This window comes from Litchfieldella anticariensis FP35 = DSM 16096 (assembly GCF_000409775.1).
Lineage (GTDB): Bacteria > Pseudomonadota > Gammaproteobacteria > Pseudomonadales > Halomonadaceae > Litchfieldella > Litchfieldella anticariensis.
In genome coordinates this window covers 1,008,212-1,023,665 of the sequence record NZ_KE332388.1, presented here as the reverse complement: position 1 = coordinate 1,023,665, position 15,454 = coordinate 1,008,212, and the positions used below count along the sequence as shown (strand labels likewise).

Here is a 15,454-nt window from a genome sequence, read left to right as displayed (position 1 = left end):
GTGCCGGCGGTGGCCACGGGGCTGGAAGCGGCCGGGGTGGCAAGCGCTGCCACGGCACTGGCCGGCGTGGTCACCGGAAACGCCGACGACCGCATCGAGGCAGTGGGGCGGTTCCTCGATACTGGCCCGGGGCGTGCCTATCTGCATCTATTGGCCTTTCTGCCCGGAGGCTATAGCGATGGCACCCTGCTCACGACCGACCAGATACGCCGCATGTCGGAAGCGCCGACGCGCGTCCGCTTCTCGATACAGACACTGGCCGATGGCAGTACACAGATTGCCGGGTTTCACGTTCGCCAGGGCACGCCTGCCGAAATGGTGCCCGTCCGTCAGGTGCAATGGTCGGCGGACAAGACGTACCTCGAAGCCCACCTCAACGGTATCACCCTGACATGGACGCCGAACGACGGCCCGCTCCAGGAGCAACTGTCGCCGCTGCCGAGTGCCGATACCCACCTGCTGAACGGGATCATGGTCTACCCAGTTGCGGACGAAGCATCACAGGCCACCACGACCGAGTATCCCGCCTTACCGCAGGATTGGAACGACGCCATCCTGATCTTCCCGGAAGACGTGCGAGCCGAGGCTATCTACATTGTCTTCAAGGTAGAGCCACGCAATGAAGCGGGTACCGCAACGGGCCAGGGGGAAGAGGTGACTGGGCGTTGGCTGGAACAGACCAGTCAGGAACTGGGGGCTCCCATCCCCGCGCAAATCGCTGATAGACTGCGCGGCAGGGAGTTCAGCACGTTCGCTGATTTTCGCAGGGCATTCTGGATGGAAGTGGCCAATGACCCGACGCTAAGTGAGCAATTTATTCTGCCAAACCGCATTATAATGGCAGACGGTAAATCCCCTTATACTATCTCGTCCGAGCGAGTAGGAGGACGTGAACGTTTTGAAATTCATCATACCCATGAAATTCAGCATGGCGGTGCTGTTTATGATATGGATAACCTCAGGGTCATGACACCACGGCAGCATATCGACATTCACAGGACCAGAAGGTAATGGCATGAAAAAGAATTCCAATCTCCCACTCAAGTTTAATTTTGAGGAATATACAGAATCAGAGTTTCGCGAGTTCATGAAGGAAATGTTCGCTGCAATGTCAAGCGAACTCGGAGGGACGCATGAAGAACGGGATAGATATTTGACAAAGCTAGTACGGCATTTTGTGTTGGTCACCGAACATGAACGCGGCACAGATGTGATTTTCTACCCAGAGCCACCTCCTCCTAAAGATGTTGATATTGAGCAGATGATTGAGCATATCATAGAGGAGGTCAAACGCTGGCGAGCCGAACAAGGGTTGCCCGGTTTCAAGGAGGAATGACCGGTCCAAGGAGTGTGACGCTATATCACCTTTCATGTTTCCAGCACTTTATCCAGCTCGTTGCCCCCTGTCTCCGCCGCTATTTAACATTGCGATATACGTCAGTCAGGAACTGGGGGCTCCCATCCCCTCGCAAATCGCTGATAGACTGCGCGGCAGGGAGTTCAGCACGTTCGCTGATTTTCGCAGGGCATTCTGGATGGAAGTGGCCAATGACCCGACGCTAAGTGAACAGTTTTCGATTATAAATCGCCAGCGAATAGCCGAAGGGAAAGCTCCAGTCGCCATCTCTTCCGAGCAGGTGGGTGGTCGCGAGCGGTTCGAGCTTCACCACGCCCATGAAATTCAACATGGTGGTGCCGTCTATGACATGGATAATCTCAGGCATTGTCTGAAAAGTCGGCGAGCGATGGCCAGACAAGGCAAAAATCAGCGAAAAGACGGAGTTTACGTGGTTGTAAATGAGGTCCTTGAGCTGATTTTTAACGCCGTATGGGCGAGCGCAGACAGTTTTCTGGCAATGCCTATGGTCATGACGCCACGGCAGCATGTCATCATTCACAGGACCAGAAGATAGTACTATGAATAAAAACCCAAACCTCCCACTCAAGTTCAACTTTGAAGACTATACGGAAGCTGAGTTCAGGGTGTTCATGCAGGAAATGTTTGATGCGATAACGGGAAAGGTAGGAGGAACGGAGGATGAACAAGAGCGGTACCTTGATAAACTGATAGATCATTTCTCGCTGGTTACCGAGCATGAACGCGGTATGGATGTGATTTTTTACCCAGAGCCACCTATTCCAGAAGGTGCTGATATTTCGCAGATGATTGAGCATATCATTGAGGAGGTCAAACGCTGGCGAGCCGAAAAGGGCTTGCCCGGCTTTAAGGCGGAATGACTGGCCACAATTCCCAGTTTTCCCGCTCCAACACCTTCAGGCGAGTAAGTTCCCCTATTGCCAGTCCAACTCGCGTGAGTATTTTTTCGATGTGATCATTACTCCACCCTCTCAAGAAATGGAGTCTCCGGGAATCCCGGGGCGGTTCAAAGGCTACGTTGCGTAGGGTGTGTCATTCCTGGAGACCGTCTCATTAGCCCCAGCCAAGGCCAGGGCAGGGTACCTGGCTTGTCTCTGCTACAGCCATCGAACGGCAATGCCGGTATTGCCCAGCCACACCAGCGATGAGTCTGGCCAGCCCACCAGGTCGGCATGCTCCGCCGGCTGGTCGGCTAACTCAGGATGGGCAACGATGTAAGCTTGAAGAGACGACCACTTCTCGACGCCATGAAAGGCGATAACGCCCCCTTCATCGCGGGTGTAAATGGCCAGTAGCAGGGCGAATTCGGCCCTGTGGCATGAGAGACGAGTGGCGAGTGCAGTCCGGTAAACATGCATGGCGAGACTCCTAGTAACGCATGCTGGCATGAAATAAGCGCCTGTCATGGTAGGCGCTGCGCGCCTAGAGTCATTCGATCCGCCAAGATCGGCCACGGGATTTACCGTGACTTGAGAATTGTAGCATGAGCAAAGGGGAAAGTGCCGACCATATGCTCCCGCACCTCCGGGAGGCAGATACCCCCGTGCTTACGCCCGAGCCTCCCGTGACCGACCCGCTGGCGACGCGGGCCTTGGCTGGATCAGGCAAGTGGAACCGGGGACTCCCATTCCCGCGCGGATTGCCGATAGACTGCGGGGAAGATGAGCGTTCGGCACGTTCGCTGATTTCCGTGAAGCGTTCTGGAAGGAAGTGGGCAAGATCACGTCTGTAAACACCCTCTAGGAGAACACGCCATGATATCTCGGCGCTTCCACGCATTCGCGCTTGCCGCACTGATGCTGGTGCCAGCATCGGGTTGGACTGCGACGCCGCTGGTGGTCGAGGCGGCGCTCGACAAGGACGTGGTCGCGCCACTGCTGGAGGCCTTCGAGCAAGCGTATCCCGATATCGCCCTGGATTTTCGCGATCGTTCCACCCTGCAAGTCGACGAGCGTGTTGCCGAGGCCGATCCGGCGCCGGACGTGGTGATCAGCTCGGCCATGCCGTGGCAGATGGCGCGCGTCAACGAAGGCTATGCGCGACGATTGGATTCGGCCGAGGCACGTGACTGGCCAGAGTGGGCCAAATGGCGCAACGAAGTGTTCGGCTTCACCTTCGAGCCGATCGTCATGGCCTATCGTCTCGACCTGTCGCGTCACATGATGCCGCCATCCACCCATGCCGACCTGCATACCTTGCTGACCGAGCAGTTGGAGCTGCTGCGCGGCCGGGTGACGACCTACTCTCCCTCGCGCAGCGGCGTGGGCTACACCCTGTTCCAGCAGGACGCCCGCTACACCACGCGCTTCTGGGACCTAGTGGCCGCGATGGGCAACGCCGACGCCGTACTGGAAGCCAACACCCGCGCCATGCTCGAAGGCATCAGCGAAGGGCGCTACTGGCTGGGCTACAACCTGCTCGGTTCCTACGCCATGGTGTGGGCCCAGGAGCATCCCGAAGTGATCGTCCAGGTGCCCCAGGACTACTCGCTGGTGATGATGCGCATGGCCTTCATCCATCGCGATGCACCACACCCTGGCGCGGCTCGGGCGTTCCTCGACTTTCTGCTCAGCCGCGACGGCCAGCGGGTGATCGCGGGGGAAACGCCACTGTTCAGCGTGCGCCCCGACGTGATCGGCCCCTACACTGCGCAACGCCTGCGCGACCAGGTTGGCGATCGCCTCTATCCCATCCCGCTCAATGCCTCGCTGCTGGCCTTCGTCGACCCGCAACGCCGCGATGCCTTCATGGCGCGGTGGGCGCGTGAATTCGATAGGGCGAAAAGCGTCGAGTAGGGCTTGCTTGCCGTGCATGAGCACATTGCCGCATCGAACCTATAGCCGTTATAATGGTCGATTAACTTCACTCCACGCCCCGTCCTCCATCAGTTCAATGGGTGTTGCCGATATGTTACGTATGGCGCAAGAAGCTCTTACGTTCGATGACGTATTACTCGTTCCCGGCTATTCCGACGTTCTACCCAAGGATGTCAGCCTCAAGTCCCGCCTGACCCGCAATCTCGAACTCAACATCCCGCTCGTTTCCTCCGCCATGGATACCGTCACCGAAGCCCGGCTAGCCATCGCCATGGCCCAGGAAGGCGGCATCGGCATCATCCACAAGAACATGACCATTGCCGGCCAGGCGGCCGAGGTGCGCAAGGTCAAGAAACACGAGAGCGTGATCGTCAAGGACCCGGTGACCGTCGGGCCCAAGGCCAAGCTGCAGGACCTGCTGACCATGGCCGACGAATACGGCTATTCCGGGTTCCCGGTGGTCGAAGGCGAGACCCTGGTCGGCATCGTCACCGGCCGTGACATGCGCTTCCAGCCTGACCACAGCGACAGCGTCGAAGCGATCATGACGCCGCGCGAGAAGCTGGTCACCGTGCCGGTCGGCACTTCGCTCGACGTGATCAAGGCCAAGCTGCAGGAAAACCGCATCGAGAAGATCCTGATCGTCGACGACGCCTTCCGCCTGCAGGGCCTGGTCACGGTACGCGACATCGAGAAGGCCAAGACCTATCCCAACGCCGCTAAGGACAGCGACGGTCGCCTGCTGGTTGGTGCCGCCGTGGGTACTGGTCCCGAGACGCCCGAGCGCGTCGCGGCGCTGGTCGAGGCCGGGGTCGACGCCATCGTGGTCGATACCGCCCATGGCCACTCCAAGGGCGTGATCGAGCGTGTGGCCTGGGTCAAGGAACACTTCCCCGACGTGCAGGTGATCGGCGGCAACATCGCCACCGCCGAAGCCGCCCGGGCGCTGGCCGAAGCTGGCGCTGACGGCGTCAAGGTCGGTATCGGCCCCGGCTCCATCTGCACCACCCGCGTGGTGGCCGGTGTCGGCGTACCGCAGATCACCGCGGTAGCCAACGTTGCCGAAGCGCTCAAGGAATATGACATTCCGCTGATCGCCGACGGCGGCGTGCGCTTCTCCGGCGACCTGGCCAAGGCCATTGCCGCCGGCGCCAGCTGCGTGATGATCGGCGGCCTGCTGGCCGGCACCGAAGAGGCGCCGGGCGAAGTCGAGCTCTACCAGGGCCGTACCTACAAGGCCTATCGCGGCATGGGCTCGATGGGCGCCATGGCCCAGAGCCAGGGCTCCGCCGACCGCTATTTCCAAGACAAGAGCGAAGGCGCCGAGAAGCTGGTACCGGAAGGCATCGAAGGCCGTGTGCCCTACAAGGGCGTGATGAGCGCCATCGTCCACCAGTTGATAGGTGGCCTGCGTGCCTCGATGGGCTACACCGGCTGCCGCAGCATCCAGGAGATGCGCACCAAGCCGGAATTCGTGCAGATCACCGGCGCCGGCTTCGCCGAATCGCACGTGCATGATGTGCAGATTACGAAAGAAGCTCCTAACTATCGTGCCGGCTAAGACCCGCGCGAGAGGGTAGAGATAAGAAGTAGGAAGTAAGAAGTAGGAAGTAAGAGTGGAGAAAGACGAAGCGCCTTCTCCCTTCCTTCTTTTCTCTTCTATCTTCCGTCTTCCTACTTCCATCTCCCCTCTATCATCCGTTTTCGTACCGACAGCTCGTGACACCTCTCACAGCTGCTTGCATTGCAACCGCCGGTGGCCCCTTCATGACCGATATTCACGCCCATAAGATCCTGATCCTCGACTTCGGCTCCCAGTACACCCAGCTCATCGCGCGCCGCGTGCGCGAGATCGGTGTCTACTCCGAGATCCGTGCCTTCGATATCACCGAGGAGGAGATCCGCGAGTACAACCCCAACGGTATCATCCTTGCCGGTGGGCCGGAGTCCGTCACCGAACTGGATTCACCGCGCGCGCCGCAGTGCGTGTTCGAAATGGGCCTGCCGGTGCTGGGTATCTGCTATGGCATGCAGACCATGGCCGAGCAGCTCGGCGGCGCGGTGGAAGGCTCCAAGAAGCGCGAATTCGGCTACGCCCAGGTGCGCATCGACGCCGAGACCGCGCTGTTCAAGGACATCAAGGACCACGTCGACCATGAGACCGACAAGGCGCTGCTCGACGTGTGGATGAGCCACGGCGACAAGGTCGCCCGGGTGCCCGACACCTTTAGCGTGATCGCCTCCACACCGAGTTGCCCGATCGCCGCCATGGCTTGGGAAGAGAAGCAGTTCTACGGCGTACAGTTCCACCCCGAAGTCACCCACACCCTGCAAGGTCAGCGTATTCTCGAGCACTTCGTGCTGGAGATCTGCCAGGCCGAACGGCTGTGGACACCGGCGCAGATCATCGAAGACCAGATCGCCCGCGTGCGCGACCAGGTTGGCGACCGCCACGTGCTGCTCGGCCTTTCCGGCGGTGTCGACTCCTCGGTGGTCGCAGCGCTGCTGCACAAGGCTATCGGCGACCAGCTTACCTGCGTGTTCGTCGACAACGGCTTGCTGCGCAAGGACGAAGGCGAGCAGGTGATGGAAACCTTCGCCCGCCACATGGGCGTCAAGGTGATCCGCGTCGACGCCGAAGACCAGTTCCTGTCGCGCCTGGAAGGCGTGAGCGACCCCGAGGACAAGCGCAAGATCATCGGCAACACCTTCATCGACGTGTTCGACGACGAGGCCAGCAAGATCGAAGGCGTCGACTTCCTGGCCCAGGGCACCATCTATCCCGACGTGATCGAATCCGCCGCCAGCAAGACCGGCAAGGCCCACGTGATCAAATCGCACCACAATGTCGGCGGCCTGCCCGAGACCATGAAGCTCAAGCTGGTCGAACCGCTGCGCGAACTGTTCAAGGACGAAGTGCGCAAGCTCGGCCTCGAACTCGGCCTGCCTTACGACATGGTCTACCGCCACCCCTTCCCGGGGCCGGGCCTCGGCGTGCGCATCCTCGGCGAAGTGAAGAAGGAATATGCCGACATCCTGCGCGATGCCGACGCCATCTTCATCGAAGAACTGCACAAGGCCGACTGGTACCACAAGACCAGCCAAGCCTTCGCGGTATTCCTGCCGGTGAAATCGGTCGGTGTGGTCGGCGACGGCCGCCGCTACGAATGGGTCATTGCCCTGCGCGCCGTGGAAACCATCGACTTCATGACCGCCCGCTGGGCGCACCTGCCGTACGAACTGCTGGAAACCGTCTCCAACCGCATCATCAACGAGCTGGAAGGCGTCTCTCGCGTGACGTATGACGTCAGCAGCAAGCCGCCCGCGACGATCGAGTGGGAGTGAGGCACGCCTAGGCGGAACGCCTGACACGGCTAAGCTGACCGAGATCAAGGGCTTACCAAAAGGTAGGCCCTTTTTCTTTGCAATTCGTAACAGGGTTTTGTTTACTCGGGTTAAGGTCGCCGAGGCGACCGCCGATAGAAAAGGTAGTACAACGCAGACAAGGACTGTCGCAGGGAAACGATGTCATCCCCGGGCGGTAGCGTGCGTTGACAAATAAAACAACTTATATCGATAACGCCACCTTCGGAATTAGCCTAGAAAGATCTTAGTGCAGAGTTCTGCTTCCGATCCAATAATGCCCCGCTCTTACATCGACGATTGTTGGAGGCAGCGTTAGCTCGCGACAAGCGGAGGCGGCATTGGTTTGATGGAGGCTGCCTTGTATCGGTGGGCAGCAAAGTAGCAGACGAAGGGCAGAAATCGATCTAGAGCGGACATGGTGGCAAAGGCAGCAGGCGCGTTCATCCAATATCGGAGCGTGTGACCTAATACTTGTTAGCCACACAAAAGGAGCTTATGAGCATAGATTGGAATGTAATAGCGACAGGTTTGTTGGCCCCTGTTGCTGTCTTAATTGTAAAAACAATCCTCGATTTCAAATTGGCTCCACTGTTTGTAAAGTATTTTTGGCGAATACCTGTGCGTGGAATGTTCAGGTCCAAACCAATAAATATCTCAGGTAAGTGGGAGCAAATATGGGAGTCTGCTGGTAGTTCGGGGTTTTCTGAATCTAGTGATCGCCGCAGTCACCCTGTGATTCGTCAATTTGGTAATTATTGCTATACTGAATTTCAGTCGAAATCGAAAACTTATGTAGTGTTTGGAAAAATCGTAAACGATTACTTGGTAGGCGACTGGTATGACAAAAATGATTCAAATGGGTATTTTGGTGCATTTCAGTTGCAAATCACCGATTCAAGCTCAATGAATGGCCGATGGATCGGGCATTCTAAAACAAAGCATGAAGTTAAAGGTGATGAGTGGAAGTGGAATAAAATTCATGGCTAACAAGCGACATCAATCGCTCCTGGACTTCCCCCACTTCAGTGGACACGCATCGCTAACCGCTATGGAGGTGAACGATGCCGGCAATGAATACGGGGAAGAAGACTCAAAAGTATTCGGTTGAATTCAAGGTCAAAGCTGTCCAGTGGAGCCATCAGTCCCACCGAAGTGTCAAAGGCGTAGCCGAAGCGCTGGATATTCACCCCTTCATGCTGTCACGCTGGCGCAAGGAATACCGGGAAGGGAAATTTGCCATGAGCAAGCCGAAGGCGCCGCCAGACGCCAAGAAGCAACTGAAAGAACAGGATGAGATCAACCGTCTCAAGCGCCGAGTCGCTGAGCTGGAAGAGGAGAATGACATCTTAAAAAAGTGGCAACGTTTCCAGGCGGAAGCACGCAGGAAGCCTTCCGGTTCGTCTGGAAACACCGGGAACGATACTCCGTAAAGGCGCTGTGCCGTCATTTGAAGGTCTCTCGGTCAGGCTACTATGCGTGGTTGCATCGCAAGCCTAGTCAGCGAGCAGTGCAAAATGCAGAGCTGTTGGGCCACATTCACCGAATCTACACCGCTAGCCATCATCGCTACGGTAGCCCCAAGGTTTACCAGGCACTCCGTCGCGAAGGGATAGTGGCCAGCGAAAATCGGATCGCGAGGCTGATGCGGGAATGGGGCATGAAAGCTCGTGTGAGTCGCGTGTATCGCCGTTTGCTCAAACGCCGGGAGGAGTTGAAGGCTCTCCCCAATCACCGCTTGGTGGAAGCGAAGCCGGTCGGCATCGATCAGCAGTGGAGCAGTGATGTCACCTATATCAGGCTGGGGCGACGCTGGGTGTATCTAGCGGTAGTGTTGGATCTGTACTCGCGCCGGGTGATTGGCTGGCAACTGGCGGAACGCTTGGATGGTGATTTATCCCGGGGAGCGCTGAGACAGGCATTCACTTCGCGGCAACCGGCACCAGGACTACTGCTTCACACGGATCGAGGTGTTGAATATCGCGCACGAAAAACCCAAGCGTTGCTACAACGCCACCAAGTACGCCACAGCATGAACCGCCCAGGCCAATGTACCGACAATGCCGAGGTTGAGTCCTTCTTCAAGACATTGAAGGGCGAACTGTTACACGCCACCAGCTTTGTGACCATCCGCCAATTGCTAAAACATATAAGGAATTACATCGATAGATTCTACAACACCCAGAGGCTACACAGTGGCCTTGGTTATCAGACTCCGCGAGAGTTTGAGGCCGTCATGTGAGAATAGAGCGTGTCCATTTTTTTGGGGGAGCATCATCCCTACGGTCGCCGGGCAATTGATGAGCCACCAATTCAGATGAAAGCTTTATTTATAGGTGCGGGGGCGACGTATGACTGCGGAATGCCTCTTGTTTGGGAGTTAACTGCTGAAATAAGGCGCTGGTTAACTCCCGAAAAACTTGTTTTATTTAATGAAAATTGGAAGTCCCAAGGTGGCGGATGGGATCACGATGTCGTCTCATGCCTTGTATCTCTATTAGAAAATAAGAATTTACATTATGAGAACATCATAGGGGCGATAGAGGTAGAGTGCTCTAGAGAACGAGATCAAAGTAAAAGACAGAGCTACCATGCGGCGCTTGGCTTTGTACTTCAAACTGTATATGGTCTTCTAATGGAGCGCCAGGTCAAAAACACGCGTTATGCGTTGGCAGCATTGGACGATTTTTCCTCAATCAAAGGAATGGCTGAAAATAACAAGCCGCTTTGGGTTTTTTCCCTAAATCATGATTGCATAACTGAAATGTTGGCACTCAAATTCGGCATACCATTAAAGTCAGGCTTTAATGAAGAAGTTAGCATTCCTATGAAAACTGCCAACGGCTCAATACATAGTTTCCTCTTTGAACGGTTAAGCCGTAAATCCATTGAAGAGAATCAATATGATTTCTTTGGGCACGGTGAATTTGGAATTAATCTCATTAAGCTGCATGGTTCTTTAGATATATTTGGTCAAAATGACGAGCTTAGCTATTTGAAGATAAAGGCCGTTGAGAATGATCCAGAATCTCTATCTTCCCAGATTCAGCTTCTAAATCAAATCAATCAAGATATTGCAGTTCGTGATGGTGTTGTATGTACGAATGAAAATATTTACGAGGATGAAGACGGAGAAATTCAGTTCCTACGGAAAAGCCTATTGTCAGGGACTCATAAGTTCACCAAAAAACTGAGCCAGATAGCACCATCTGAATTTCTTTCCCTTTTCAAAGGTAACTTAAATTATGCCCGTGAACTTATTTGTGTTGGGTATAGCTTTGGAGACAAGCATATAGACGATCAGATAGCTGATTGGCTTTCCTTCTCAGCCACACGAAAACTGACTATTATTAATCCAGGCATCAATGTCTGTCCTGAGGGAATGAAGCATCTGTCTGGGCAGGTGGAATGCAAGCCAGTTGGTACTGCTGATTACTTTACACAGCTAAGTGATAAAAAACCTACAGTGCTTAAGGGTATGTTACGAAAAGCTAGATCTTTAGCTCGTGAAAAAATCAAACGAGAGTTAACGGGAAATGGCTAACAATCGCATGTTGCCGGAATGGTTTTACGCTGCGCTCTAAACCAGCCGCAAATGCTGGCGTTATGTGGGGAATGGGAGCTAAGTGAATGGCTTATGCCGATCATGTGCCGAGAGAAGTTTGGAATGAAAGGTATGAGTGGCTGCGCCAAGTGGAGGAAGAGTGCCAGCACCCATTGGCCTCGTATCTTCTGAGCTCACAAGGTACTTTTATCGCATATGATATTGAAGCAGCTTTTTGTGCTGGTGCTTGGGTTTCTGTAATTGTTTTGGCACACGCGGCCATAGACGCAACAATGCGAGATACGGAAGTTTTGGATTATCGTTCTAACTCGAAAGCCATATTCAATGATAATCCTGATTTGGAGTGGCTTAGGAAGACCAGAAATGCACTGGTGCATGTTTCTGAGGGTGGTCAGTCCAAGTTCCTGCCGGAAGGTGAAATGGACAATGTCGCCGAGTATCACGATTTGTTAAAAGAAGCATCAGAGAAATCAATTCGGCTGTTGTTTAAGGCTATTTATGCAAATCCAGGTACATGACAAAGTGTACCAACTCGCTACGGCCTTCGGCCTTCTCCGGACTCGCTCGCCGTTATGCACGACGTTAGGGCTCAAGACATGAGGTTGTTCTAGTGATCGGATAGTACTTGAAAGTAAATCGAGTGTTACGAGAGATAAGGAAGAAGTCTTTCGACGCAGCAGCCGCTCATAAAGCAGATGATACTGGTGCTGCCAAAGTAATCAATGGGGTACCTGAAAATGGATTACGCTAACCTTCGCCGCCTGTGGGAAGAGCACTACGACCCAACCGGGCTTGATATCTCGGGCGCCATATCGGGTTCGGTGATCCACATGATTACGACGAGATCCTTAATCGTGACCTTCCGCAAATAGAGAATATGGCGGAGCAGCACCTGCTGGAGAGCCAAGAGCAACCGGACTATCTCGGCTTCGAAAATTTGCTGTACCCAGTAATATTCGAGCATGCCTATCAGCAATATCGAGTGGGTCACCTGCGCGATGCCGCACTCAATGCCTTTACTGCCGTTTTTGACCTAATTAGAGCGAGAACCGGATTGGACATGGATGGTGCCAAACTGGTCGGCCAGGTGTTCTCGGTTAAAAAACCTCGGCTGATCTTGAGCGAGATTGAGGCAGGATCTGGCAGAAACGATCAGGCCGGATTTTTGCATATATATCAAGGTGCATATATAGGGATACGCAACCCAAAAGCACATAGCTTGCAGCACGATTTAACGGATGAGAAGGCAGCACAGTATCTCATCTTTGCTTCGCTGCTGACGCGCCGCGCTGCCGAGGCACATGAGCCTTAACAATGCCAAATCAGGTGCTGTATTGATGGCTTTTATAATAACCATCGCCTTCACAGTGGCCTTGGTTACCGGAGCCCGATAGAATTCGAATAAATTAGCTGATGGTGCGTTTCCATTTCTTTGGGGGAACACCAGCGCTGAATACCTTGACCTGACCATGAGCGACTTTCTCAAAGTCTGAAGAGTAGTTGTCTATTAATGACACGGTAAAACTATGTGTTTAAGTAGTAAAAGTTGAAGTTATTTTTAGTGATCCTTTTTAGGAGGGGGCATGGATTATGTTATTTTGAAACAGTATGATCAAGTTTGTAGTTATGTTGGTGAGGTTTCATCGATTGCAGATAAAAATAAGAATTCCTTTGGTTTTTTATCCGCCTCAGTATATGAGCAAATGGCGTCAAAAGGACGGCTATGGGTTGCAGTTAATAAGGAAAAAGATCTTAAGGGGTATTTGATATTTGGTGGCACTATGCCAACCCTTAAGGTTTTTCAAATTTACGTATGTGACTCTGTTAAGGGGTGTGGAGTCGGTAGGCTTTTAATTAATTATTTAAAAGAATATGCCACGAAAAATCACTATCATACAATTTCAGCTAGGGTGGCGTCTGACTTGCCTGCAAATACCTTCTGGGAAAAAGTAGGGTTTGCTATACACAGGCAGGTCAAAGGGGGTGAAGCAACAAAGCGTACGATTAATATAAGAGGGTGCTCACTTGAGTCTAACGACTTATTGGGGGGTCTCGTTGATGATCCTTCAAGCTTGACACCGAGTCGACCTATTCTGATTCGCCCCGTTTATGCCTTGGATTTAAATCTACTGCTTGATATTGTTAAGCAAAGACAAGGTCATGAGAAGGTAACCAGGATCATGAAGGTTGGTTTCCAAGGTGGATTCTCAATTTGTATTACTCCTGAGTTCAAGAGAGAGTTGGAGAGACAGTCTGCTAATTTTCCCACAGATCCTGTGCTTAAGCTTGCTGAAGCATTTCCAGAGTTAAAAGCTGAGGGAGACATTCCGAGTACGGCAGATTCGTTAAGGGAGATTGTATTTCCACATCGATCGCCAAATAGGAAGGCCGCGGAAAATGATGAGTCTGATCTGATTCACTTGGCGTATTGTGTTTTATCTGGAGTTGGTGGATTTGTTACGCGCGAAAAAGCCTTGTTAAGGGCATGCGACGCCCTTAAAGATAAATTTAACTTAGCCGTTATCTCTCCTGATGAGCTAATTTTTGATGATGGTGACACGTTAGATGTTTCTAGCCCCATGAATTCTGATTTTAGCTTATCAGCTTCTATTGATACGCCGGAAGTAAGAAGTTTTTTACAGGAGTTTTCAGCTCCAGAAGTTGTTTTTGATAGGCTCTTTTCGACCTCGCCGGTTGAGGATGGTGGGACAGTTTATGAGGCTAGGCTAGATGGTAATTTATTTGGAGTGTATTTTTTCCAAAAGCCAATAAAATCAACAAAAAGAACAATGGCTTTCTTGTATGTTGACGAGTCGTCTCCCAAAGCCATGGCGGCCATAGATCACTTTCTTGAAACGGCGCTTAGATATAAAAGTGGGTTTTCTTATCGGCTGGATTTGTATATTGGCCAGGGACAAGTGCTTACTGAGGAAACTTTGCTGAGGAAAGGTTTTTTCAAGGCAGAAGGCTGTTTTTGCAAAATAATTTGCAGCCTTTTTTTGTGTTCTAACAACTGGGGTGGATTCGCAAGAGAAATTAAATCGCTTTGTGGGTTTTCTATCTCAAATAAATTCCCCTCTAAAAAGGAGCTTTCGCATACGGGGGTTTACTTTACTGACTCTACTGGCCAGATCAAGGTTTTATCATGGTTTGATTTTGAGACAATGATTTCACCAAGATTTATATTGAGTTATGAGAGAGAGTGTGTTCTTGTCCCTATTCGTGAAAACTACGCTAATGGCTTGATAGGGAATGTTACAAGCCAGCTTTCCCTTCTGCCAAGCCATGATAAAATTCTCTTGCTTGAAAAGGCATATTTCCGGTCTAGCAGTAAATCCTCTCTTTTCAAAAAGGGAAGAGTCGTTGCTTTTTACATTTCGGGATATAAGAGTATTCAAGAAATAATCGGTTTTGCGCGCATAACGTATTCTGATGTGGTGACTATTGATGAGGCAGTTGTAAAAGTTGATAGGCAGGGAGTTTTGTCTTACGAAGAGTTGGTTGCACAGACAGATAGGTCTGGCAAGCTTCATGTCTTCACATTTGATAACTTTTTAGAATTTGACCGCAGAATTCCCTTCAGGCAGGCTAAACAATTAGGAGTGATCAGCAATGCAAATCTTGCTTCTCCAGAGAAAATAGGTATAGCCAAGCTGAAGATTCTAATTGAGGCGGCGTTCGATGAGTGATGCAATTATTTCTATTAAGCCTAGGCATGTTGATAATATTTTATCTGGGGCTAAAACGGTTGAGCTTAGAACAAGAAGCATAACTTTGCCGGCTGGGTCTAGGTTATGGGTTTATGTGACTCTTCCTGTTGGAAAAGTTATGCTTTCGGCGGAGATTATGTTTACTGATTCATTGCCTCCAAATGAAGTGTGGACCAAGTATGGAAAAGAGATATGCATATCAAAAGAGGAGTTTGACGAGTATACAAAAGGCCGAAGCGCTGTTTCAGCTATAGGCTTGAAGAATGTGCAGCCATTAAGTAAAGATATTTGCTTAAATACTATGAGGGAGTATGAGAAAAACTTCCAGCCGCCGCAGTTCTTTTCAAAACTTTGTCCTGAAAGAGCCCTGTACTCGGCTTTTTACGCTTAGGTTACATATGCAGTAATGGTATTCGCCTGGCACACGCCACTGTGTTTGCACCCTTGCACCACACGACGACCTCAAGCCCTCTTCAAGTCGAGCACATCCAGTACTTCCTGCAGCTGCAGTGCCGGCTTGCCCCGCTCCAGTCGACGATAAAGCGATTTCCGGTGCTGGCGAGACTGGCCAGGTCGACCTGCCATAGCCCTTGCTCGGCCCGCAGCTGACGCACCGGCTTGC

General features: G+C 52.5%; 15 protein-coding genes. 14 read left to right on the top strand and 1 reads right to left on the bottom strand.

Annotation, left to right across the window (positions count from 1 at the left end):
- From L861_RS11680 to L861_RS11665, 4 genes are all read left to right on the top strand, one after another.
- Positions 1-1,011: pyocin-S2/colicin E7-DNase domain-containing protein (locus L861_RS11680; protein ID WP_016416174.1), on the top strand; the 1,011-nt coding region annotated here is incomplete at its 5' end.
- Between the two features lie 4 nt (positions 1,012-1,015).
- Positions 1,016-1,336 (top strand): bacteriocin immunity protein, encoded by a 321-nt coding sequence (locus L861_RS11675; protein ID WP_016416173.1) that lies wholly within the window; start codon positions 1,016-1,018, stop codon positions 1,334-1,336.
- 34 nt (positions 1,337-1,370) lie between these two features.
- On the top strand, positions 1,371-1,913 hold the full coding sequence (locus L861_RS25315) for a pyocin-S2/colicin E7-DNase domain-containing protein (protein WP_016416172.1): 543 nt from the start codon (positions 1,371-1,373) through the stop codon (positions 1,911-1,913).
- 4 nt (positions 1,914-1,917) lie between these two features.
- Positions 1,918-2,238 (top strand): bacteriocin immunity protein, encoded by a 321-nt coding sequence (locus L861_RS11665; protein WP_016416171.1) that lies wholly within the window; start codon positions 1,918-1,920, stop codon positions 2,236-2,238.
- Between the two features lie 237 nt (positions 2,239-2,475).
- On the opposite strand, the gene L861_RS11660 is transcribed toward L861_RS11665, so the two are convergent.
- Complete coding sequence (locus L861_RS11660) at positions 2,476-2,736, bottom strand: hypothetical protein (RefSeq protein WP_016416170.1); 261 nt, start codon at positions 2,734-2,736, stop codon at positions 2,476-2,478.
- Between the two features lie 396 nt (positions 2,737-3,132).
- On the opposite strand from L861_RS11660, the gene L861_RS11655 reads away from it, so the two are divergent.
- From L861_RS11655 to L861_RS11610, 10 genes are all read left to right on the top strand, one after another.
- Positions 3,133-4,173, top strand: coding sequence for an ABC transporter substrate-binding protein (locus L861_RS11655; RefSeq protein WP_016416169.1), 1,041 nt, complete (start codon positions 3,133-3,135; stop codon positions 4,171-4,173).
- Between the two features lie 112 nt (positions 4,174-4,285).
- Complete coding sequence (gene guaB / locus L861_RS11650; RefSeq protein WP_016416168.1) at positions 4,286-5,755, top strand: IMP dehydrogenase; 1,470 nt, start codon at positions 4,286-4,288, stop codon at positions 5,753-5,755.
- Positions 5,756-5,961: 206 nt separating this feature from the next.
- Positions 5,962-7,539 carry a glutamine-hydrolyzing GMP synthase gene (gene guaA, locus L861_RS11645; protein WP_016416167.1) on the top strand — a complete coding sequence of 526 codons (1,578 nt, stop codon included), beginning with the start codon at positions 5,962-5,964 and terminating at the stop codon, positions 7,537-7,539.
- A 516-nt stretch (positions 7,540-8,055) separates the two neighbouring features.
- Positions 8,056-8,547: a lysozyme family protein gene (locus L861_RS24525; RefSeq protein ID WP_144063018.1), complete on the top strand. Its 492-nt coding sequence runs from the start codon at positions 8,056-8,058 to the stop codon at positions 8,545-8,547.
- 74 nt (positions 8,548-8,621) lie between these two features.
- Positions 8,622-9,799 (top strand): IS3 family transposase gene (locus L861_RS24185; protein WP_144063017.1). Its coding sequence is split into 2 segments (ribosomal slippage): positions 8,622-8,915 and positions 8,918-9,799, totalling 1,176 coding nucleotides; the frame shifts between segments, so codons are not numbered across the junction.
- Between the two features lie 9 nt (positions 9,800-9,808).
- Positions 9,809-11,101 (top strand): hypothetical protein, encoded by a 1,293-nt coding sequence (locus L861_RS11630; protein ID WP_144063016.1) that lies wholly within the window; start codon positions 9,809-9,811, stop codon positions 11,099-11,101.
- 86 nt (positions 11,102-11,187) lie between these two features.
- The gene (locus tag L861_RS11625) at positions 11,188-11,640 is read left to right on the top strand and encodes a hypothetical protein (RefSeq protein ID WP_016416164.1); all 453 of its coding nucleotides are present in this window, start codon (positions 11,188-11,190) and stop codon (positions 11,638-11,640) included.
- A gap of 359 nt (positions 11,641-11,999) precedes the next feature.
- Positions 12,000-12,434, top strand: coding sequence for a TIGR02391 family protein (locus L861_RS11620; protein ID WP_016416162.1), 435 nt, complete (start codon positions 12,000-12,002; stop codon positions 12,432-12,434).
- A 271-nt stretch (positions 12,435-12,705) separates the two neighbouring features.
- A complete protein-coding gene (locus L861_RS11615; RefSeq protein WP_016416161.1) occupies positions 12,706-14,811 on the top strand; it encodes a GNAT family N-acetyltransferase in 2,106 nt (701 codons plus the stop codon).
- On the top strand, positions 14,804-15,223 hold the full coding sequence (locus tag L861_RS11610) for an ASCH domain-containing protein (protein ID WP_144063015.1): 420 nt from the start codon (positions 14,804-14,806) through the stop codon (positions 15,221-15,223). The genes L861_RS11615 and L861_RS11610 overlap by 8 nt, the downstream gene beginning before the upstream one ends.
- Positions 15,224-15,454 lie beyond the last annotated feature (231 nt).

Excerpts from the sequence above, each read along its gene's own strand:
- L861_RS11675 (WP_016416173.1), top strand. The coding sequence starts at position 1,016 with ATGAAAAAGAATTCCAATCTCCCACTCAAGTTTAATTTTGAGGAATAT.
- L861_RS25315 (WP_016416172.1), top strand. The coding sequence starts at position 1,371 with ATGTTTCCAGCACTTTATCCAGCTCGTTGCCCCCTGTCTCCGCCGCTA.
- L861_RS11665 (WP_016416171.1), top strand. The coding sequence starts at position 1,918 with ATGAATAAAAACCCAAACCTCCCACTCAAGTTCAACTTTGAAGACTAT.
- L861_RS11660 (WP_016416170.1), bottom strand. The coding sequence starts at position 2,736 with ATGCATGTTTACCGGACTGCACTCGCCACTCGTCTCTCATGCCACAGG.
- L861_RS11655 (WP_016416169.1), top strand. The coding sequence starts at position 3,133 with ATGATATCTCGGCGCTTCCACGCATTCGCGCTTGCCGCACTGATGCTG.
- guaB (WP_016416168.1), top strand. The coding sequence starts at position 4,286 with ATGTTACGTATGGCGCAAGAAGCTCTTACGTTCGATGACGTATTACTC.
- guaA (WP_016416167.1), top strand. The coding sequence starts at position 5,962 with ATGACCGATATTCACGCCCATAAGATCCTGATCCTCGACTTCGGCTCC.
- L861_RS24525 (WP_144063018.1), top strand. The coding sequence starts at position 8,056 with ATGAGCATAGATTGGAATGTAATAGCGACAGGTTTGTTGGCCCCTGTT.
- L861_RS11625 (WP_016416164.1), top strand. The coding sequence starts at position 11,188 with ATGGCTTATGCCGATCATGTGCCGAGAGAAGTTTGGAATGAAAGGTAT.
- L861_RS11620 (WP_016416162.1), top strand. The coding sequence starts at position 12,000 with ATGGCGGAGCAGCACCTGCTGGAGAGCCAAGAGCAACCGGACTATCTC.
- L861_RS11615 (WP_016416161.1), top strand. The coding sequence starts at position 12,706 with ATGGATTATGTTATTTTGAAACAGTATGATCAAGTTTGTAGTTATGTT.
- L861_RS11610 (WP_144063015.1), top strand. The coding sequence starts at position 14,804 with ATGAGTGATGCAATTATTTCTATTAAGCCTAGGCATGTTGATAATATT.